Origin of the sequence: Marinobacter halophilus (genome assembly GCF_003007685.1) — a bacterium.
GTDB lineage: Bacteria > Pseudomonadota > Gammaproteobacteria > Pseudomonadales > Oleiphilaceae > Marinobacter > Marinobacter halophilus.
Genome location: NZ_PXNN01000017.1, coordinates 879,725 through 897,823, shown reverse-complemented (window position 1 = coordinate 897,823; position 18,099 = coordinate 879,725). Strand labels below are relative to the sequence as shown.

Annotated in this window: 17 protein-coding genes; 13 read left to right on the top strand and 4 right to left on the bottom strand. The window is 59.1% G+C overall.

The genetic code is table 11. The annotated features are described in order from the left end of the window. Positions 1–179: 179 nt before the first annotated feature. Together C7H08_RS18010 and C7H08_RS18005 are read right to left on the bottom strand one after the other, a co-directional pair. On the bottom strand, positions 180–713 hold the full coding sequence (locus C7H08_RS18010) for a hypothetical protein (RefSeq protein WP_106673579.1): 534 nt from the start codon (positions 711–713) through the stop codon (positions 180–182). An 82-nt stretch (positions 714–795) separates the two neighbouring features. Then, positions 796–1,776, bottom strand: a complete 981-nt coding sequence (locus C7H08_RS18005; RefSeq protein WP_106673578.1) for an XdhC family protein — start codon at positions 1,774–1,776, stop codon at positions 796–798. Positions 1,777–1,877: 101 nt separating this feature from the next. Between C7H08_RS18005 and C7H08_RS18000 the strand changes: the two genes are divergently transcribed. Then, positions 1,878–3,350, top strand: a complete 1,473-nt coding sequence (locus tag C7H08_RS18000) for a metal-dependent hydrolase family protein (protein WP_106673577.1) — start codon at positions 1,878–1,880, stop codon at positions 3,348–3,350. Positions 3,351–3,371: 21 nt separating this feature from the next. Here the strand turns inward: C7H08_RS18000 and C7H08_RS17995 are convergent, their stop codons facing one another. Next, positions 3,372–4,274, bottom strand: a complete 903-nt coding sequence (locus C7H08_RS17995) for an AraC family transcriptional regulator (RefSeq protein ID WP_227663332.1) — start codon at positions 4,272–4,274, stop codon at positions 3,372–3,374. Positions 4,275–4,419: 145 nt separating this feature from the next. Here C7H08_RS17995 and C7H08_RS17990 point away from each other — a divergent pair, with 145 nt between their 5' ends. From C7H08_RS17990 to C7H08_RS17935, 12 genes are all read left to right on the top strand, one after another. Then, positions 4,420–5,913, top strand: coding sequence for a CoA-acylating methylmalonate-semialdehyde dehydrogenase (locus C7H08_RS17990; protein ID WP_106673575.1), 1,494 nt, complete (start codon positions 4,420–4,422; stop codon positions 5,911–5,913). Positions 5,914–5,946: 33 nt separating this feature from the next. Beyond that, on the top strand, positions 5,947–7,113 hold the full coding sequence (locus C7H08_RS17985; RefSeq protein WP_106673574.1) for an acyl-CoA dehydrogenase family protein: 1,167 nt from the start codon (positions 5,947–5,949) through the stop codon (positions 7,111–7,113). A gap of 30 nt (positions 7,114–7,143) precedes the next feature. After that, positions 7,144–7,923 (top strand): enoyl-CoA hydratase, encoded by a 780-nt coding sequence (locus tag C7H08_RS17980; protein ID WP_106673573.1) that lies wholly within the window; start codon positions 7,144–7,146, stop codon positions 7,921–7,923. A gap of 16 nt (positions 7,924–7,939) precedes the next feature. Next, positions 7,940–9,010 carry an enoyl-CoA hydratase/isomerase family protein gene (locus C7H08_RS17975; RefSeq protein ID WP_106673572.1) on the top strand — a complete coding sequence of 357 codons (1,071 nt, stop codon included), beginning with the start codon at positions 7,940–7,942 and terminating at the stop codon, positions 9,008–9,010. Positions 9,011–9,034: 24 nt separating this feature from the next. Continuing rightward, positions 9,035–9,922: a 3-hydroxyisobutyrate dehydrogenase gene (gene mmsB, locus C7H08_RS17970; RefSeq protein WP_106673571.1), complete on the top strand. Its 888-nt coding sequence runs from the start codon at positions 9,035–9,037 to the stop codon at positions 9,920–9,922. A 126-nt stretch (positions 9,923–10,048) separates the two neighbouring features. Beyond that, on the top strand, positions 10,049–11,704 hold the full coding sequence (locus tag C7H08_RS17965) for an AMP-binding protein (RefSeq protein ID WP_106673570.1): 1,656 nt from the start codon (positions 10,049–10,051) through the stop codon (positions 11,702–11,704). Beyond that, positions 11,701–12,117: a PaaI family thioesterase gene (locus C7H08_RS17960; protein WP_106673569.1), complete on the top strand. Its 417-nt coding sequence runs from the start codon at positions 11,701–11,703 to the stop codon at positions 12,115–12,117. The genes C7H08_RS17965 and C7H08_RS17960 overlap by 4 nt, the downstream gene beginning before the upstream one ends. A gap of 88 nt (positions 12,118–12,205) precedes the next feature. After that, positions 12,206–13,009: an ABC transporter ATP-binding protein gene (locus C7H08_RS17955; RefSeq protein WP_106673568.1), complete on the top strand. Its 804-nt coding sequence runs from the start codon at positions 12,206–12,208 to the stop codon at positions 13,007–13,009. Further along, a complete protein-coding gene (locus tag C7H08_RS17950) occupies positions 13,006–13,728 on the top strand; it encodes an ABC transporter ATP-binding protein (protein WP_106673567.1) in 723 nt (240 codons plus the stop codon). Before C7H08_RS17955 ends, C7H08_RS17950 begins: the two co-directional genes overlap by 4 nt. A 73-nt stretch (positions 13,729–13,801) precedes the next feature. Then, a complete protein-coding gene (locus tag C7H08_RS17945; RefSeq protein ID WP_106673566.1) occupies positions 13,802–15,013 on the top strand; it encodes an ABC transporter substrate-binding protein in 1,212 nt (403 codons plus the stop codon). Positions 15,014–15,121: 108 nt separating this feature from the next. Next, a complete protein-coding gene (locus tag C7H08_RS17940; protein WP_044386779.1) occupies positions 15,122–16,009 on the top strand; it encodes a branched-chain amino acid ABC transporter permease in 888 nt (295 codons plus the stop codon). Positions 16,010–16,086: 77 nt separating this feature from the next. Continuing rightward, a complete protein-coding gene (locus C7H08_RS17935; protein WP_373284935.1) occupies positions 16,087–17,007 on the top strand; it encodes a branched-chain amino acid ABC transporter permease in 921 nt (306 codons plus the stop codon). A gap of 40 nt (positions 17,008–17,047) precedes the next feature. On the opposite strand, the gene C7H08_RS17930 is transcribed toward C7H08_RS17935, so the two are convergent. Continuing rightward, a complete protein-coding gene (locus C7H08_RS17930; RefSeq protein ID WP_106673564.1) occupies positions 17,048–18,070 on the bottom strand; it encodes a DUF2235 domain-containing protein in 1,023 nt (340 codons plus the stop codon). Positions 18,071–18,099 lie beyond the last annotated feature (29 nt).

The following is an 18,099-nucleotide window of genomic DNA, read 5'->3' as shown; positions in this document are numbered from 1 at the left end:
AACCTGCCGTATTCGAGCGATTTTTATCACGAGATTTCTGCGTGCGCTACAAAAATTTCCATGGGCGGATCGGGGGTTGTGCGTACGAGGAGGGTGGCGACTATCGCGGAGTGATCAGCTCCGGTGAGTCCTGGGCGTTTGTCGAGGCGTTTTGGTGGGTGGGCTTTGATCGATCAATCTCAATCAGCTTGCCCGGGCGATCGGGTGGTGGGGCCGATGTAAAGATACACGGACTGACGAGAACGGTCTTCTACCCGGTTAAGAGAAACCGCAGGCACACGATCATCGCTGTGTGAAAATCGGATGCGTTCGCCGGCAGGCTTGCCGTCACGGTCCCGTAAGCTTGTTTCTGAGCTCCATTCAGACCCAAGACATTGTGCAAGCTGCTCCGAGGCCCGGCTGTAGAGTGTTTCAGCCACGGCTTTGTCTGGCGCAGAAACAGAGCATGAGTAGGCTGTGTCGCCGTTCCCCCAGGCCCAGATCTCACAATGGCCTTTGATCAGCTGTTCTTTTGCACGATAGATGGTCACTGTGTTGTAGTTACTAGCGCTGCCTCTGAACTCCGCAAAACCGCTGGGGTAGTCCGATACTACGTCATGAAGGGTAGCGCAGGGGTCGTCTGTGCCACTGGTGATCGGTTGGAGGTTACTACACCCAGTAAGCGCTACGCTTGTCAGGGCGATAACAAATGCGGCGGTGCTGTTGCTGGCCATCAATCGGTTCCTTCGCTGAAGAGAGAGCAGGCCTCTATTTGAGCCTAACTGCGGCAGTGATGCAACGGCCAGGCATGCTTCTTCAAAGTTGTTGGCGCGAGATACCCTGGCGGACTCTGACAATATCCGCCATCACCGACAAGGCGATTTCCGCCGGCGTCTTGCTGCCGATATTCAGCCCGATGGGCATGTGGATTCGGGCGATCTGTTGTTCGGTCAGGCCACCGATGCGAACCAGCCGTTCACGGCGTTTGTCGGAGGTTTTCAATGACCCCATCACACCGATGTAAAAGGCCTGGGTCTTGACCGCCTCCATCAGGGCGGTGTCGTCAATGCGGGGGTCGTGGGTGAGGGCAACGACTGCTGTTGCGCGATGGCAGCCTTCCCGGGCGATGAACATCGAGGGTAACTCCTGCTGAAGCTTGACGCCCGGAAGGTTGAAGTGGCGCACTTCTTCCGGCCTTGGATCACACACAATCACCTCAAAACCGAGGCTGTGGGCAAAGCTGGCACAGGCCGTGGCAACGGGCGACAGCCCGGCAATGACCAGTCGAGAAACCGGACCAACGCGCAACCGCAGAAACGCCTGTGCAGTGTCTTCGAAGACTTTGGCGCCAAGTTCGCTATCGTGTTCAATGTGAACGTCGCCGGTTTCCAACGATACCACCCGGGCAACCGGCCCATTGCCCTCCAGGGCGGCCCGGAGGGCGAGGAAGTGTTCCCGCGTTTTCGCGCAAGCGGGCCAGTGTTCAATCAGAACGTCCAAAATGCCGCCGCAGGGCAGGCTGACCCGGGCATTGTGTGATTCTTCAGCGGTCCCATAACGAATGCGGTTTATCCGGCCCTTGAAACAGTTATCCTGCAAACGAGCCAGGAAATCTTCCTCCACACAGCCGCCAGACAGCGAGCCGCAATGAGCACCATCGGCCCGGGCAATCAACCAGGAGCCCGGTGCCCTGGGGGAGGAACCAAAGGTGCTCACAACGGTGCAAAACCAGAAATCATGGCCTTCTTCACACCAGTGCAGGGCCTGTTCAACAACTTGAATGTCCAGTGGCTGCATGCAGAAATCGCTATGTTGATGGGTCAGAGGCTGTCCGGGCGGCGTCTCGCAGCATAGCTCAAATCGACTATAATCGGGTACCCACTGCAAGGAGGTTTCTGATGTCGCCATTGGCCAATTCTCACCCTTATTTTCGGTTGTCGAACCAACAGTCCCACGGTGCCTGCCTGTGTGGTTCACCCCTGCTGTCGCAGTTTCATGAGCGGATGATGGCGGATGTCAGCCGCCGCCAATTTCTTGGGGGCATGGCGGGGGTCATGGCCATGTTTGCAGGATTACACGCGCCGAGCGTTCTGAGTGAGCAGCCAAAAGACCCGAACGCCCCGTTGCTGCTGAAAAACCTGAGGCTTTTTGATGGCAACGGCGGGCCACTTCGTGACGATGTTGCCATCCGCATTCAGGACGGTCGGGTGCAGGCCCTCTTGTCCGCAGGTGCCGAGCCGGGCAACGCCAAGGTGGTCGACTGCGGTGGTCGGGTGGTGATGCCCGGTTTGATTGACGCTCACTGGCACACCACGCTTGCGGCCATCAGCCAGCTTGAAGCCATGACCGCAGACCCAGGCTATGTGCACCTGGTGGCGGCCCGGGAAGCCGAACGCACCCTGATGCGCGGGGTTACGTCAGTGCGAGACGTGGGTGGGCCGTCCTTTGCGCTCAAGCGTGCGATTGATCAGGGCATCGTTTCTGGCCCCAGAATTTTCCCCGCCGGGGCGATGATTTCGCAAACCTCGGGCCACGGTGATTTCCGGATGCGTCACGAAGTGCCACGATCGTCTGGCGCGCCGCTCAGTGAACAGGAACGTCAGGGTGTGGCGGTGATTGCCGATGGCGAAGCCGAGGTGCTGAGGCGTACTCGTGAGCAGCTGATGTTGGGAGCCTCACAGATCAAACTGATGGCGGGCGGCGGTGTGGCATCGGTTTATGATCCGCTGGACAGCACCCAGTTTACCGAGCGCGAACTGCGCGCCGCCGTTGAAGCGGCCGGTGACTGGGGTACCTATGTGATGGTGCATGTGTACACGCCCCGGGGTATCCAGCGCGCCTTGCGAGCGGGCGTGAAGTCAATCGAGCACGGCCAGTTGGCGGATGAAGAGAGCGTCCGGATGATGGCGGGTGAGGGCGCCTGGTGGAGCCTGCAGCCATTTTTGCAGGATGAGGATTCCAACGTCTATCCCGATGCTGCCCGCCGCGAGTCCCAGCGCATGGTGGCCGAAGGAACGGTGCGCGCCTATGAGATGGCTCAGCGCTTTGAGGTCAACACCGCCTGGGGCACGGATATTCTGTTCAGCCCCAAAAACACCCACAACCAGCTGCGCCACCTGACCAAACTGACCCGCTTTTACGATCCGCTGACGGTTCTGGCCATGGCGACAGGTCGCAACGGTGAGCTGTTGGCACTATCCGGCCCGAGAAGCCCATACTCTGGCCAGCTCGGGCGCATAGAGCCAGACGCCCTGGCGGATTTGTTGGTGGTTGATGGTAATCCAGAGCAGGGGCTGGAGTTCCTGAACGATCCGGACAACAACCTGCGCGTGATCATGAAGGCCGGTCGCCTCCATAAAAACAGCCTGTAACCCGACTTCGGCGGGCGAGGGTCAGTGTCTGGCGGTATGGCGATAGTCACTGGGCGATTTGCCCATCACCTTCTTGAACAAACGGGAAAAATAATAGGCGTCGTCATACCCCAGATGCCGGCTGATGTCGGCAAAGCTCTGGCTGGTGGTGTCCAGTAACTGGCAGGCCCGCTCGACTTTCAAGTGCAGGAAATGCTGGATTGGCGAGGTGCCGGTCTGCTCCCGGTAGCGGGTGGCAAAGTGCGCCGGCGACAGACCAGAAAGATCGGCCAGTTGTTGCAGCGTCAGGCGCTCTTCCAGATGCTCCCGCATATAGTTGTGAAGGGCTTCCAGTTCCGCCTGCTTGGCCACGTCGGTTTCATCGGCGTTCAGGGGCACCGCCGCCAGCAGTTGTCGCAAACGGTTACTGGCGTGAATCAGCCCCTGTGACCGAAACCCGGTCTGCCGCACCGACAGCAGCCCGTTGAAATCCACCAGCAACCGGGGCTGGCGGCCCAGGTGCCGGATGCGAGCCTGGCCTTCAAAGCCCATGTGCTGGTGAAAATCCTCAGCCAATGGGCCGGTGTAATGCACCCAATGAATGGTCCAAGGGTGCTCAGGGTCAGAGGTATACCGATGACTGGCCCCCGCCGGCAGCAACAACAGGTCGCCGGCGCCAACGGTGTACGGCTCGCCATCAACGTTCAGAAACGCCTTGCCCTCCGTGCAGTAAATCAAAAGATTGTCACGATGGTGCTCCCGGTGCATATGGTGGCCTATGGCTTTGCGGTAGTGGCCAAAGGCCAGCGGGTAAAGCTCCCGGGTAAGCGGGTGACTGGCCAGCATCTGGATGCTGGGTTCAGGCACGACATAGCGCACGCTGTCAGAGGGCACCGGCCATTGTGAGGTTTGTGTGGTCTGGGTCGTCCGTAAAGTCTGATGCATCGAAAAATAATCCATCATGTTCGAAATTTAGTCAATCACACCTTGGTAAACCCCGTGCTACGCTTGATTGAAATAATGCCGGTGCCCGTGCTTGTAGCCGACAGCGCCAGGCCTTCCCGAACAACAACAAACAGGGACTACCACGATGAAGAAAATCCCCCAGTACCTTGCCGGTGAATTCGTTCAGAGCCAGACTCAGAACTGGATTGACCTTACCAACCCTGCCACCAACGAAGTGATTGCCAAGGTGCCCTGCGCCACCCCGGAGGAAATGCGCCTGGCTATCGACAAAGCCGGTGAAATGTTCCAGAGCTGGAAAGAAACGCCGGTGTCGGAACGCGCCCGGGTGATGCTGCGTTACCAGGCATTGCTGAAAGAACACCACGACGAAATTGCCGAAATCCTGTCCCAGGAAACCGGCAAGACCTTTGACGATGCCAAAGGCGACGTCTGGCGCGGCATCGAAGTGGTCGAGCACGCCGCCAACGTGGCGTCCATGATGATGGGGGAGACCGTTGAAAACGTCGCCCGCGAAGTGGACACCCATTCCTGGATCCAGCCCTTGGGCGTGTGTGCCGGTATCACCCCGTTCAACTTTCCGGCGATGATTCCGCTGTGGATGTTCCCCATGGCCATTGCCTGCGGTAACACCTTTATCCTGAAGCCGTCCGAGCAGGACCCGATGACCCCGATGCGCCTGGCCGAGCTGTTTGAACAAGCCGGCGCCCCCAAAGGCGTGTTGCAGGTGGTACACGGCGGTAAAGAACAGGTGGATGTTTTGCTCACCGATCCTGCCGTCAAGGCCATTTCTTTTGTTGGCTCGGTACCGGTTGGCCGCTACATCTATGAAACCGGCACCAGCCACATGAAGCGTGTCCAGAGCTTTGCCGGTGCCAAGAATCACATGGTGATCATGCCGGATGCCGACAAACAGCAGGTGATCAACGCCCTGGTAGGCGCGTCTGTCGGTGCCGCCGGCCAGCGCTGCATGGCCATCTCGGTCGCAGTGTTTGTGGGCGCGGCCCAGGAGTGGATTCCTGAGCTGAAAGACGCCATGGCCAAGGTGCGCCCCGGTGCCTGGAACGATTCCGGTGCCAGCTATGGCCCGGTGATCAGCCCGAAAGCCAAGGAGCGTGTCGAAGCCCTGATCGCCACCGGCGAAGCCCAGGGTGCAACGCTGCTGCTGGATGGCCGCAACTGCACCGTTGATGGCTTGCCCGACGGCAACTGGGTGGGGCCGACCCTGTTCAGCAACGTGACCGCTGACATGGACGTCTACAAGGAAGAAATCTTCGGGCCGGTACTCACCTGCATGAACGCTGATGATCTCGGTGAAGCCATCAAGCTGATCAACGAGAGCCCCTACGGCAACGGCACCTCCATCTTCACCAATCACGGTGGCGCCGCCCGCCGCTTCCAGCATGAAATCGAGGTGGGTCAGGTGGGCATCAACGTGCCCATTCCGGTGCCCCTGCCATTCTTCTCGTTCACCGGCTGGAAAGGATCGTTCTACGGCGATCAGCACGCCTACGGCAAGCAGGCGGTGCGTTTTTACACCGAAACCAAAACCGTCACCTCACGCTGGTTCTCCAGTGAGGCCACGTCCTCGGAAGCGAACTTCTCCATTCAACTGCGCTGATCGCGCGGTTGCCGGAAGAGCAGGAGCCAGACGATGGACTTTAACCTGACGGAAGACCAGTTGGCGTTCCGGGCTGCGGCCCGGAGTTTTGCGGAAAAATCCATGGCGCCCCACGCGGGCCGGTGGGATGCCGAACACATTTTCCCGGTTGAGGTAATGAAAGCCGCCGGCGAGATGGGCTTCATGGGCATGTACACCCCGGAAGCCCTGGGCGGCATGGGTTTGTCCCGCATGGATACCTCGGTGATTGTGGAAGAGCTGGCCATGGCCTGCCCCTCCACGGCCGCGTTCATGACCATTCACAACATGGCGACCTGGATGGTGGCGAGCTTTGCGACCGAGGACCTCAGGCAGGACGTGGTGCCCAAACTGGCCAGCGGCGAATGGCTGGCCTCCTATTGCCTGACGGAGCCGGGTGCCGGCTCCGACGCTGCCAGCCTGCGCACCCGGGCGGTGCGCGATGGCGACAGCTACGTGATCAACGGCAGCAAAGTGTTTATCTCCGGCGCCGGCGCCACCGACATTCTGGTGTTAATGGCCCGCACCGGCGCTGCCGACAGCGGTGCCAAAGGCATTTCGACCTTCGTGATCCCGGCCGATGCCGAAGGTGTGTCCTACGGCAAGAACGAGGAAAAAATGGGCTGGCACAGCCAACCGACCCGGATGGTAACGCTGCAAGACGTGCGCATTCCGGTTACCAATCGGGTAGGGCAAGAAGGCGACGGCTTTGCCATCGCCATGAAGGGCCTGGACGGTGGCCGCCTGAACATTGCGACCTGCTCCCTCGGCGGCGCCCAGGCGGCGTTGCTGCGGGCCCGCAATTACCTGCATGAACGTCAGCAATTCGGCAAACCGCTGGCGGCGTTTCAGGCGTTGCAGTTCAAACTGGCGGACATGGCCACCAACCTGGTGGCAGCCCGCCAGATGGTGCGCCTGGGTGCCTTCAAGCTGGACCGCAAAGACCCGGAAGCGACTCTGCACTGCGCCATGGCCAAGCGCTTCGCCACCGACGCTTGTTTTGACGTGGTGAACGACGCCCTGCAGCTGCATGGCGGCTATGGTTATATCCGGGAGTACCCGCTGGAGCGCTACGTGCGGGATCTCCGGGTGCACCAGATTCTCGAAGGCACCAATGAAATCATGCGCCTGATCATTGCCCGCCGGCTGCTGGACGACGGCGTGGCCGAAGCCATCCAATGACCGGCCCAAGGCTAACAAAAGGAATCCCTCATGAGTGACCTGATTCAGCTCGAAAAACGCGACCACATCGCGATTCTCACCATCGCCAACCCGCCGGCCAACACCTGGACCGCCGACTCGCTGGCGGCGCTGGCCAGAATCGTTGCAGAACTCAACGACGACCGGAATATCTACGCCCTGGTGGTAACCGGGCAGGGCGAAAAGTTCTTCTCCGCCGGGGCCGATCTTAAAACCTTTGCCGATGGCGACCGGGCCATGGCCAACGAAATGGCGCAGCGATTCGGCGAGGCCTTCGCGGCCCTGACTGCCTTCCGGGGCGTCTCCATCGCGGCGATTAATGGCTATGCCATGGGCGGTGGCCTGGAATGCGCGCTGTCGTGCGACATTCGCATCGCTGAGGAGCATGCCCAGATGGCGCTGCCGGAAGCCAGCGTGGGCTTGTTGCCCTGTGCCGGCGGCACCCAGAACCTGCCGTGGCTGGTGGGTGAAGGCTGGGCCAAACGGATGATTCTGTGCGGTGAACGGGTGGATGCCGCCAAGGCCCTGCAGATTGGCCTGGTGGAAGAAGTGGTCCCCTCTGGTCAGGCTCTGGAGGCGGCCCTGAAACTGGCTGAGGGCGCCTGCAAGCAAAGCCCGTCCTCCATTGCCAGCTGCAAACAGCTGGTGATGAGTGCCCGTGACGGCCGCAGCCACAGCGATGGCTGGCGCATGGAGCGGGAGCTGTTCGTCGAGCTGTTCCACACCGAAGATCAGAAAGAAGGCGTGAACGCCTTCCTCGACAAACGTAAACCCCAGTGGAAAAACCGGTAGTCACCGAGGCGAGAATATGAGCGACCACCCTGTCTTATTTGAAGAATGGCAAACCGCGGGGGGTAAGTTGATTGCGGTGGCGCGGCTGAACACGCCCCGTAATCTCAACTCCTTGTCGATGGACATGATCCAGTTGCTGAAACCGCAACTGCAGCGCTGGGCAGATGACCCAAAGGTGTGTGCAGTCTGGCTGGAAGCCGAGGGCGACAAAGCCTTCTGCCCCGGCGGCGATATTGTCTGGCTGTACCGCAGCATGACTGAGCCCGGCAAGCTTGGCGAAGGCGAACGCTTCTTCAGCGAAGAGTACGAGCTGGACTATCAGATTCACACCTTCCCCAAGCCGGTCATCTGCTGGGGTAACGGTATTGTCATGGGCGGCGGCATCGGGCTGATGGTGGGGGCGTCTCACCGGGTGGTCACCGAGCACTCAAAGCTGGCCATGCCGGAAGTGAGCATTGGCCTGTATCCGGACGTTGCCGCCGGCTGGTTTCTGAATCGCATGCCGGGGCGTACCGGCCTGTTTCTGGGCCTGACCGGGGCCAGAATGAACGGGGCCGACGCGCTGTTTGTCGGCATGGCCGACCGCTTCGTCAAACACGCGCTCAAGGGCGACGTGATTGACGCCCTGAAAGCGTCGGATTGGTCGGCGGATAACGCCCACGCGGTCACCGCACAAGTGCTTCGGCAGTTCGAGCAGCACAGCCAGGATGCCCTGCCGGAATCGCCGGTGCGCCAGCATCTGGACGAGATTAACCTGGCGGCCGATGCCGACACTCCGGAACAGGTGGTGCAGCAGATCAAAGCACTGAACAGCCGCGACGATTGGCTGGGCAAATCCACCAAATCCATCGGCAACGCCTCGCCTACCTCACTGGCGCTGATGTGGCAGCACTATCACCGTAGCCGCCACCACGGCCTCAAGCAGGTGCTGGATAACGAATTGGTGATGTCGCACAACAGCCTGAAAAAAGGCGAGTTCGCCGAAGGCATCCGGGCACTGCTGATCGACAAAGACATGCAGCCCCGCTGGCGTTACGCCTCGCTGGGCGAAATTGACCAAGAGTGGATAGACAGTTTTTTCAGCTGAATTAAAACAACAAGGGGAATAGCGATGGCACGGATAACCTTTATCGGCCTGGGCAACATGGGCGGCCCCATGGCCACCAACCTGATCAAAGCTGGCAACGAGGTCACGGTGTTCGATCTCTCCAAATCCGCCGTCGCCGCTCTGGTGGCAGATGGCGCGACAACGGCGGAGTCTGCCAGGGCCGCGGTGGAGGGCGCTGAGTGCGTGATCACCATGCTGCCGGCTGGCATGCATGTGGAGGCGGTGTATCTGGGTGAGGAAGGTCTGTTGGAGGCTCTGCCCGCCGGCACCCTGGTGATTGATTCCTCCACCATCGCCCCTGAAACCGCCCGCAAGGTGGCGGAGGTGGCCCTTGCCAAAGACCTGGAATTTATCGATGCGCCTGTGTCCGGGGGTGTTGGTGGTGCCAAGGCAGGCACTCTGACGTTCATCTGCGGCGGTGAAGAAAGTACCTTCGACAAGGCCAAGCCGATTCTTGAAGGCATGGGCAAGAACATCTTTCACGCCGGCCCTTCCGGTGCCGGGCAGGTGGCCAAGATCTGCAACAACATGTTGTTGGCGATCCTGATGGCCGGCACCAGCGAGGCACTGGCCCTGGGCGCAAAGAATGGCCTCGACCCCGCCGTGCTGTCTGAAATCATGAAGCAAAGCTCCGGCGGTAACTGGGCGCTGAACGTCTATAACCCCTGGCCGGGTGTGATGGACGGTGTGCCGGCATCTCGCGATTATCAGGGTGGCTTTCTGGTTAAGCTGATGACCAAGGATCTCGGGTTGGCGTTTGATAACGCCGTCACAAATCAGGCTTCTATTCCGATGGGCTCATTGGCCCGCAACCTGTTTCAGCTACACGCGGGGCAGGGTCACGGCGAGCTGGATTTCTCAAGCATTCAGCGGCTCTACAAGCCGGAATAAAACCCAGGGGTGGCGTGTGTCGCCCCTTTTTTATTAACCATTGGTTTACCTTTACGTAAAGTGAAGGTTGTGCTAAACCTTGACTAGATCTTGTGCAACTGAAGACAACAATAACAGGAGTTCACAATGGGCCTTCCGCAATACACTGAGGTGTACAACAACTTCGACATGGCCGCTCTGGAAGCGGAGATTCTGGATGGTCGCCTCGACAGCGGTCTGAACGTGTGCCACGAAATCTGCGACAAGTGGGCGACCGATCCGCAAAAGGTGGCCCTCTACTACGAAACCACCGATGGTGGCGACGGCGTGCTGACCTTCGCGGAGCTCAAGGCCGCGTCTGCCAGATTCGCCAATTATCTGCGCAGCCTGGGCGTCAGCAAGGGCGACCGCGTGGCGGCCATGCTGCCGCGGGGCCCGGAGTTGCTGATTGTAATCACCGGCACTCTTCGCCTCGGCGCGGTGTACCAACCGCTGTTTACCGCGTTTGGCTCCGGCGCCATCGAATACCGCCTGGAGCGGGCCAGCACCAAGCTGGTGGTCACCGATCCCGACAACTACTCCAAACTCACTGAAGTCAAAAACTGCCCGCCGGTGCTGTGCTTGAATGCCGCCGCCACCGCCACCGGCGCAGACGTGGCGGACTTTGAGCAGGCCATGGCGCAGCAGTCCGACCAGTGCGAACCGGTGATGATCACCGGTAACGATCCGTTTTTGCAGATGTTTACCTCCGGCACAGTGGGCAAGGCCAAAGGGGTGGCGGTACCGGCCAAGGCCTTGCTGGCGTTCTACGTGTACATGAAATACGCCATCGAGCTGCGCGACGACGACGTGTTCTGGAATGTCGCTGACCCCGGCTGGGCCTATGGTTTGTACTACGCCGTCACCGGGCCGCTGTTGATGGGCCACGCCACCCACTTCAACCCGAACCCGTTTACGCCAGAATCCACCTACGACATGATCCGCAAATACCGGATCACCAACCTGGCCGCCGCGCCCACCGCCTACCGCTTGCTCAAGGCCAACGACAGCGTGTTGCCAGAGGGTGAGAACCTTGGCCTGCGGGTATGCAGCAGTGCCGGCGAGCCCCTGAATCCGGAGGTGGTCAACTGGATTGCCAAGCGCCACTACTGCCCGGTGAAAGACCACTACGGCCAGACCGAAACCGGCATGACCTGCTGCAACTTCCACGGCCTGGAGCATCCGCTCCGCCCAGGGGCCATGGGCTATTCCTCTCCGGGGCACAAGGTAGTGGCCCTGAACGAGAAAAACGAAGTGGTGGGTGAGGGCGAGAACGGCCAGCTGGCGGTGGATATTCAGGCCTCCCCGTTGTTCCACTTCGATGGCTACACTTGGGGCGAGAAAGACCCGTTCGTGAATGGCTACTACCTGACCGGCGACATGGTGACCTGCCACGGCGACGGCAGTTTCTCCTTCAGTGGTCGCGATGACGACATTATTACCACCGCCGGTTACCGGGTGGGCCCGGCGGATGTGGAAAGCACCTTGCTGGAGCACGCCGCAGTGGCCGAGTCCGGTGTGGTTGCCAAGCCGGATGAGAAGCGTGGCTCAGTGATCAAGGCCTATGTGGTGATCAAGGCAGGCCAGGAACCCGCGGATGACAACGTGCTGAGAGAAGAGCTGCAGGAACTGGTGCGCCATCGGCTGTCGACCCACGCCTACCCGCGGGAGATCGAGTTTGTGGACGAGTTGCCCAAGACCCCCAGCGGCAAGATCCAGCGTTTTGTGCTGCGTAATCGTGCCAAAGAGGAAGCCGGCGAATGAAGATCACTTTTGAGGAGTTGCGTCACTTCCTTGAGGTGCAGTTTCCACAGGGGGCCTCCTACGGCACCCTGCAGAAATTGGGTGATGGCTGGGCCGAAATGAAACTGAACGTAGACGAAGAGCACCTCCGGCCCGGCGGCACCGTGGCCGGCCCCGCCATGATGGGGTTGGCGGATGTCACCATGTACGCTGCGCTGCTGAGCCGGATTGGCCTGGTGCCGCTGGCGGTGACCACCAACCTGAACATTAACTTTCTCAGAAAACCGGTCGCCCACGCGCCGATATGGGCCAGGGCGACTATGCTCAAGGTGGGTCGGACCATGGGCGTGGGGGAGGTTTTTGTCTATTCCGAGGGTGTGGAAGAGCCCGTTGCTCATTCCACCATGACGTATTCCATACCCCCGGAAAAATAGAGAAGTTAATTCTTGACGTTTACGTATACGTCAATCTAATCTGTAGATTGATTGTGAAAGACAACAATAACAAAAGGTGAAGTGGCTCATGAGTGAACAGTTCGTTCTCGAGACCCGTAACCTGGTCAAGGAATTCAAAGGCTTTGTGGCGGTTGACGACGTCAATCTGAAGATCCATCAGGGCCATATTCACGCCTTGATCGGCCCTAACGGCGCCGGTAAGACTACGGTATTCAATCTGCTTACCAAGTTTCTGAGTCCGACTAGAGGCCAGATTCTGTATCAGGGTGAAGACATCACGTCTCTGAAATCCGCCGCCATTGCCCGCAAGGGCATCGTGCGCTCGTTCCAGATTTCGGCCGTATTTCCGCACATGACGGCGCTGGAAAATATCCGCGTTGCTCTGCAAACCGCCGAAGGCACCTCATTCAGCTTCTGGAAATCCGGTAACTCCCTGCACAAGCTCAACCAGCGTTGTATGGAGCTGCTCGATTCAGTCGGCCTGACTGAATTCGCCAACACCACTACCGTCGAGCTTGCCTATGGTCGCAAGCGGGCGCTGGAGCTGGCGACCACTCTGGCCATGGAGCCGACAATGCTGTTACTGGATGAGCCAACACAGGGCATGGGCTCGGAAGACGTAGACCAGGTCGTGGAGCTGGTGCGCAAGGCGGCGGAAGGCCGAACCGTGTTGATGGTTGAGCACAACCTCAGTGTGGTCAGCAAACTGTGTGATCGCATTACCGTGCTGGCCCAGGGGGCGGTGCTGACCGAAGGCGACTACCAAACGGTGTCTGCTGACCCTCGAGTTCGCGAAGTCTACATGGGCAGCGCTGACAGCGGTGAGCGCGGTGGCAGCAGTCCGGCCCCGCAGGCGGAGGCAGCGCAATGAGCCAGAGCCCTCAAAAAGATTATGAACAGCTACGGGTTTCCGGGCTGCATGCCTTTTACGGCGAATCGCACATTCTTCATGGCATTGATCTGGTGGTAAAGCGGGGCGAACTGGTCACCCTGCTTGGGCGTAACGGCGCCGGCCGCAGCACCACGCTCAAAGCGATTATGAACATGGTGGGCCGGCGCACCGGTTCGATCATGATCAATGGTGAAGAAACCATGAGCTGCGCGCCGCACCACATTGCAAGGTTGGGAGTGGGTTATTGCCCCGAACACCGGGGCATTTTTTCTTCTCTTAACGTTCAGGAAAACCTCACCTTGCCGCCGGTGGTGCGCAGCGGTGGCATGGGTCTGGAAGAAATCTACGGCATGTTCCCGAACCTGTACGAACGCCGATTCAGTCAGGGCAGCAAGCTTTCCGGTGGCGAGCAGCAAATGCTCGCGATGGCGCGCATTCTGCGTACCGGCGCCAACATGCTCTTGCTGGATGAGATCACCGAAGGGCTCGCGCCAGTAATTGTTGAGAAGCTGGGCGAGGTCCTGATGGCGCTGAAGAAAAAGGGCCTGACCATCATACTGGTTGAACAGAATTTTCACTTTGCTGCTCCCCTGGCCGATCGTCATTACGTGGTCGAGCATGGGCAGATTGTGGAAGAAATCCACGCCGACGAACTGAGTGCCAAGCAATCGGTGCTGGATGGCTATTTGGGGGTCTGATCTCCGGATAGAACGAGAGCAACAAAACCAACAACAACACGAACCAACGCAAGACAGTAGCGGAGATACAACAATGACAATGACCAAAAAGCTTCTGACCTCAGCCGTTGCATCAGCCCTGATGGTGGGTGGCGCTCAGGCGGCCATTTCCGACAACACGGTAAAGATTGGCTACCTGGCAGACATGTCTGGCACCTATCGTGATCTGGCTGGCCCCAACGGCCTAAAGGCTCTGGAAATGGCCGTTAAAGATTTCGGTGGTACTGTAAACGGCACCAAAATCGAAATCGTCAGCGCTGACGATCGCAACAACCCGGATTCCTCTTCCAGCACCGTTCGCCGCTGGGTGGAGAATGACAACGTCGACATGGTCGCGGGTCTGGTGGCCTCATCTGTAACCATCGCCGTCAGCAAGATTCTTGAAGAGAATGACCGGCTTGGTATTGTCTCCGGTTCTGCGGCCTCCAGCATTACCAACGAGCACTGCACCCCTAACCATATCCACTATGTGTATGACACCTATCCGCTGGCCAACGGCACCGCCAGTGCGGTGGTCCAGGAAGGTGGTAAAAGCTGGTACTTGATGACCGCAGACTACGCCTTCGGTCACGCCCTTGAAGCCGATGTCACCCGGGTGGTGGAAGCCAACGGCGGCGAGATCGTGGGTTCTGTGCGCCATCCGTTCCCGACCCAGGATTTCTCGTCGTTTGTGTTGCAGGCCCAGGCTTCCGGCGCAGATGTGGTCGGCCTGGCCAATGCCGGCTCAGACACCACCAACGCCATCACCACCGCCAGTGAGTTCGGTGTAACCCAGGCCGGCCAAACGCTGGCGGCTCTGTTGCTGTTCCTGACCGACGTGCACGCACTTGGTGCCAACACGGCCCAGGGCATCCAGCTCACCACGGGTTGGTACTGGGACATGAACGACGACACCCGGGCATGGTCCGATCGCTTTATGGAAGAAACCGGTGTCCGGCCCACCATGGTGCACGCCGGTATCTATTCCAGCACCCTGCATTACCTGAATGCGGTGGCCGCAGCCGGTACGGATGATGCCCAGACCGTGCGCAAGCAGATGATAGACACCCCCATCAACGACATGTTCGCCACCGACGGTCGCATCCGCGAGGACGGCCGGATGGTGCACGACATGTACCTGGCGGAAGTTAAAACGCCGGCTGAGTCCAAGAACGAATGGGATCTTTACAAGATCCTGCGGACCATCCCGGCAGACGAAGCTTACCGCCCACTCTCCGAGAGCAAGTGCAAACTGGTCACTAACTGAGACTGACAAACGCTGTGGTGCATCCCGCAACAGGGCAGGGTGCACCCGGCAAGTCGCTTGGACGACACGCTCAATCCCAACGTACGTGCTGCTTGTGGAGTTAAACCCATGTCCATGATTTTCGGCGTCCCGCTTGCTGTGCTGTCCGGCCAGCTTCTGATCGGGTTCATCAATGGCGCCTTTTACGCCCTGTTAAGCCTGGGCCTTGCGATCATCTTCGGCCTGCTTAAGATCATCAACTTCGCCCACGGTGCCATGTACATGCTCGGCGCCCTGGTCACGGTTGTTCTGTTCAACACACTGGGCGTTAACTACTGGGTGGCCCTGTTCCTGGCACCCTTACTGGTCGGCGCCTTCGGGGTACTGATCGAATACTTTCTGTTGCGGCGCATTGCCGGGCAGGATCACATCTACAGCCTTCTGCTCACCTTCGGGGTAGCGCTGATTATTCAGGGCGTCCTCACCAATATTTACGGCGTTTCCGGCCTGCGCTACGCGATGCCTGATATGTTCAAGGGCGGCTTCAAACTGGACTTCATGTTCCTGCCTTATTACCGGGCCTGGGTCATAGTGGTGGCGCTGCTGGTGTGCTTTGGCACCTGGTTTGTGATCGAGAAAACAAAGCTCGGTGCCTACCTTCGGGCCGGCACCGAAGACTCCCAGCTGATGCAGGGCTTCGGCATCAACGTGCCGCTTCTGGTCAGCCTCACTTACGGTTTTGGCGTGGCACTGGCGGCCTTTGCCGGGGTGCTGGCAGCACCCATCTACTCCGTCACCCCCGGCATGGGCGCCAATACGCTGATCGTGGTGTTTGCGGTGGTGGTCATCGGCGGCATGGGCTCCATCGGCGGGGCGATTATTACCGGCATTCTGATGGGCGTGATTGAGGGCCTGACCAAAACCTTTTATCCACCCGCATCGTCCGCGGTCATTTTCCTGGTCATGGTGGTGGTGCTGATGTTCCGACCCGCCGGCCTGTTCGGTAAGGAAGCATAACCATGAGCCAGTCCTTCGATTCTTCCAACGTACGAAAGGCTATCCTCGACCAGCAGAAGTCACAGGACCGCCGGAAAATGCTGCTCAACGGCGTCTTGCTGCTCCTGTTGCTAGCGGCGCCCTTCGCGATGTACCCGGTATTCTTGATGAAAATCCTGTGCTTCGCGCTGTTTGCGGTGGCCTTCAACCTGCTGTTCGGTTTTACCGGCCTGCTATCCTTCGGCCATGCGGCCTTCCTGGCCAGTGGCGGCTACACCACCGGGTATCTGCTCAGTAACTACTCGGGCCTGACCACCGAAATGGGCATTATTGCCGGCACCTTGGTAGCTACCCTGCTGGGGCTGGCATTCGCCTTGTTGTCCATTCGCCGGCAAGGCATCTACTTTGCCATGGTCACCCTGGCGTTGGCCCAGCTGGTTTACTTTTTCTTCGTGCAGTCGGCTTTTACCGGCGGCGAAGACGGTATGCACGGTATTCCCCGGGGACACTTGTTCGGCCTGATCGATCTGTCGGACAACATGAACATGTACTACTTCGTGCTGACCGTATTCATCGCCTGCTACCTGTTGGTGCAGCGGATTGTCAGTAGTCCCTACGGCCAGGTGCTCAAAGCCATCAAGCAGAACGAGCCCCGGGCGGTGTCACTGGGTTACAACGTCGACCGCTACAAGACACTGGCCTTTGTGATCTCGGCAGCGTTGGCGGGATTGGCGGGCTCCATGAAATCCGTGGTGTTCCAGCTGGCCTCGCTGAACGACGCCCATTGGCACATGTCGGGTGAAGTCATCCTGATGACCCTGGTTGGCGGCATGGGCACCCTGCTGGGCCCGGTGATCGGCGCTACCTTTGTGGTCAACATCGAGTACCAATTGTCCCAGGGCCCCCTGAGGGACTGGGTTGACCCCATCCTCGGCGGCATTTTCGTACTGACCGTACTGGCGTTCCGCAGCGGTATCGTGGGGGAAATTCAGAAATTCATGCGCAAGAACCTGGGGTGAACGATGGGGGCGCGAGCCCCCAGTCTTCCTCCGTCAGCTCCTAGTCCCACAACGGCGGCCATTTGCCGTGGGTCTTTACAAACCGCTCAATGGATTCGCTCTTGTAGCCACTGGTGTATCGACCTTTCACACTGGAGTGCACCCAGGTCTTGTTGACCTCCAGCGCCGGAATATCCCGCACCAACTTGCCCAGTAATCTGTACTTGCCCTTGTACTCGTTGTGCTGCTCGGCGGTGGCAAAGGTTTGGGTGGGCAGGTTGTCGTGGAAGGTGAGCTTCTGTTTTTTTGCTTCCTCCGCCATCCACAGCAGTGGGATGTTCGCCAGAATGCGATCTTTCTTGTCCGGGCCGTAGCCCCCGCCGACATCCGAGTGTGCGCCCGCAAACCACACTTGCTTGATGTCAGTCCCTTCCTTGGGATCCCACAGGGTAGGCTCGAAGTCTTTCCGGTGTTCGTCCAGCGACAGCGCGTGCCGGGCGGTTTCAACGTTGTTGCCGATCTCCCGGTCGTAAAACAGGTCTTTGTCTTTAATCAAACCGAAAAAAGTGAACGGTAGCCCCAGGGCACCAACGGTATCCCAAACACCCACAAACTTGATGGGCGTGCGCTGTTCCACCGAGTGGGTCTTCTTCCAGGCCATCGAGTGCTCGCCGTTGGCGGAGTGCTTCTTGGTTTTGTACAGCTTGAAGGCGTTTTCAATCTGGTTAGCGTGGACTTTTTTCAAAATGCTGCAGTTATTGATCATCCCGCACAGGCTGCGGGCGGTGTAAGCGCCACGACTGAAACCAAACAGAAAGATCTCATCGCCGGGCGCGTAGTTGTGGACGAGAAACCGATAGCCGTCCATCACGTTCTTCTCCAGCCCCTGGCCCGTCGCGCCTGCCAGAATCTGGTCGTGATAGGAGCCAATGCCCCAGTCGTAGAAAACTACCTGCTCAATGCCCCGACCATCCGTGGGCTGAATCGCCCGGGCAAATTGCAGCACGTTGGTGGGAAAGTCCTCACCGATGTTTTCCTCCGGCCGGTTCCAGGTGCCGTCAAAACAGATAGCGATACGTTTCATGGCGGTGACCTCCTGTCATTGGGGTTTCT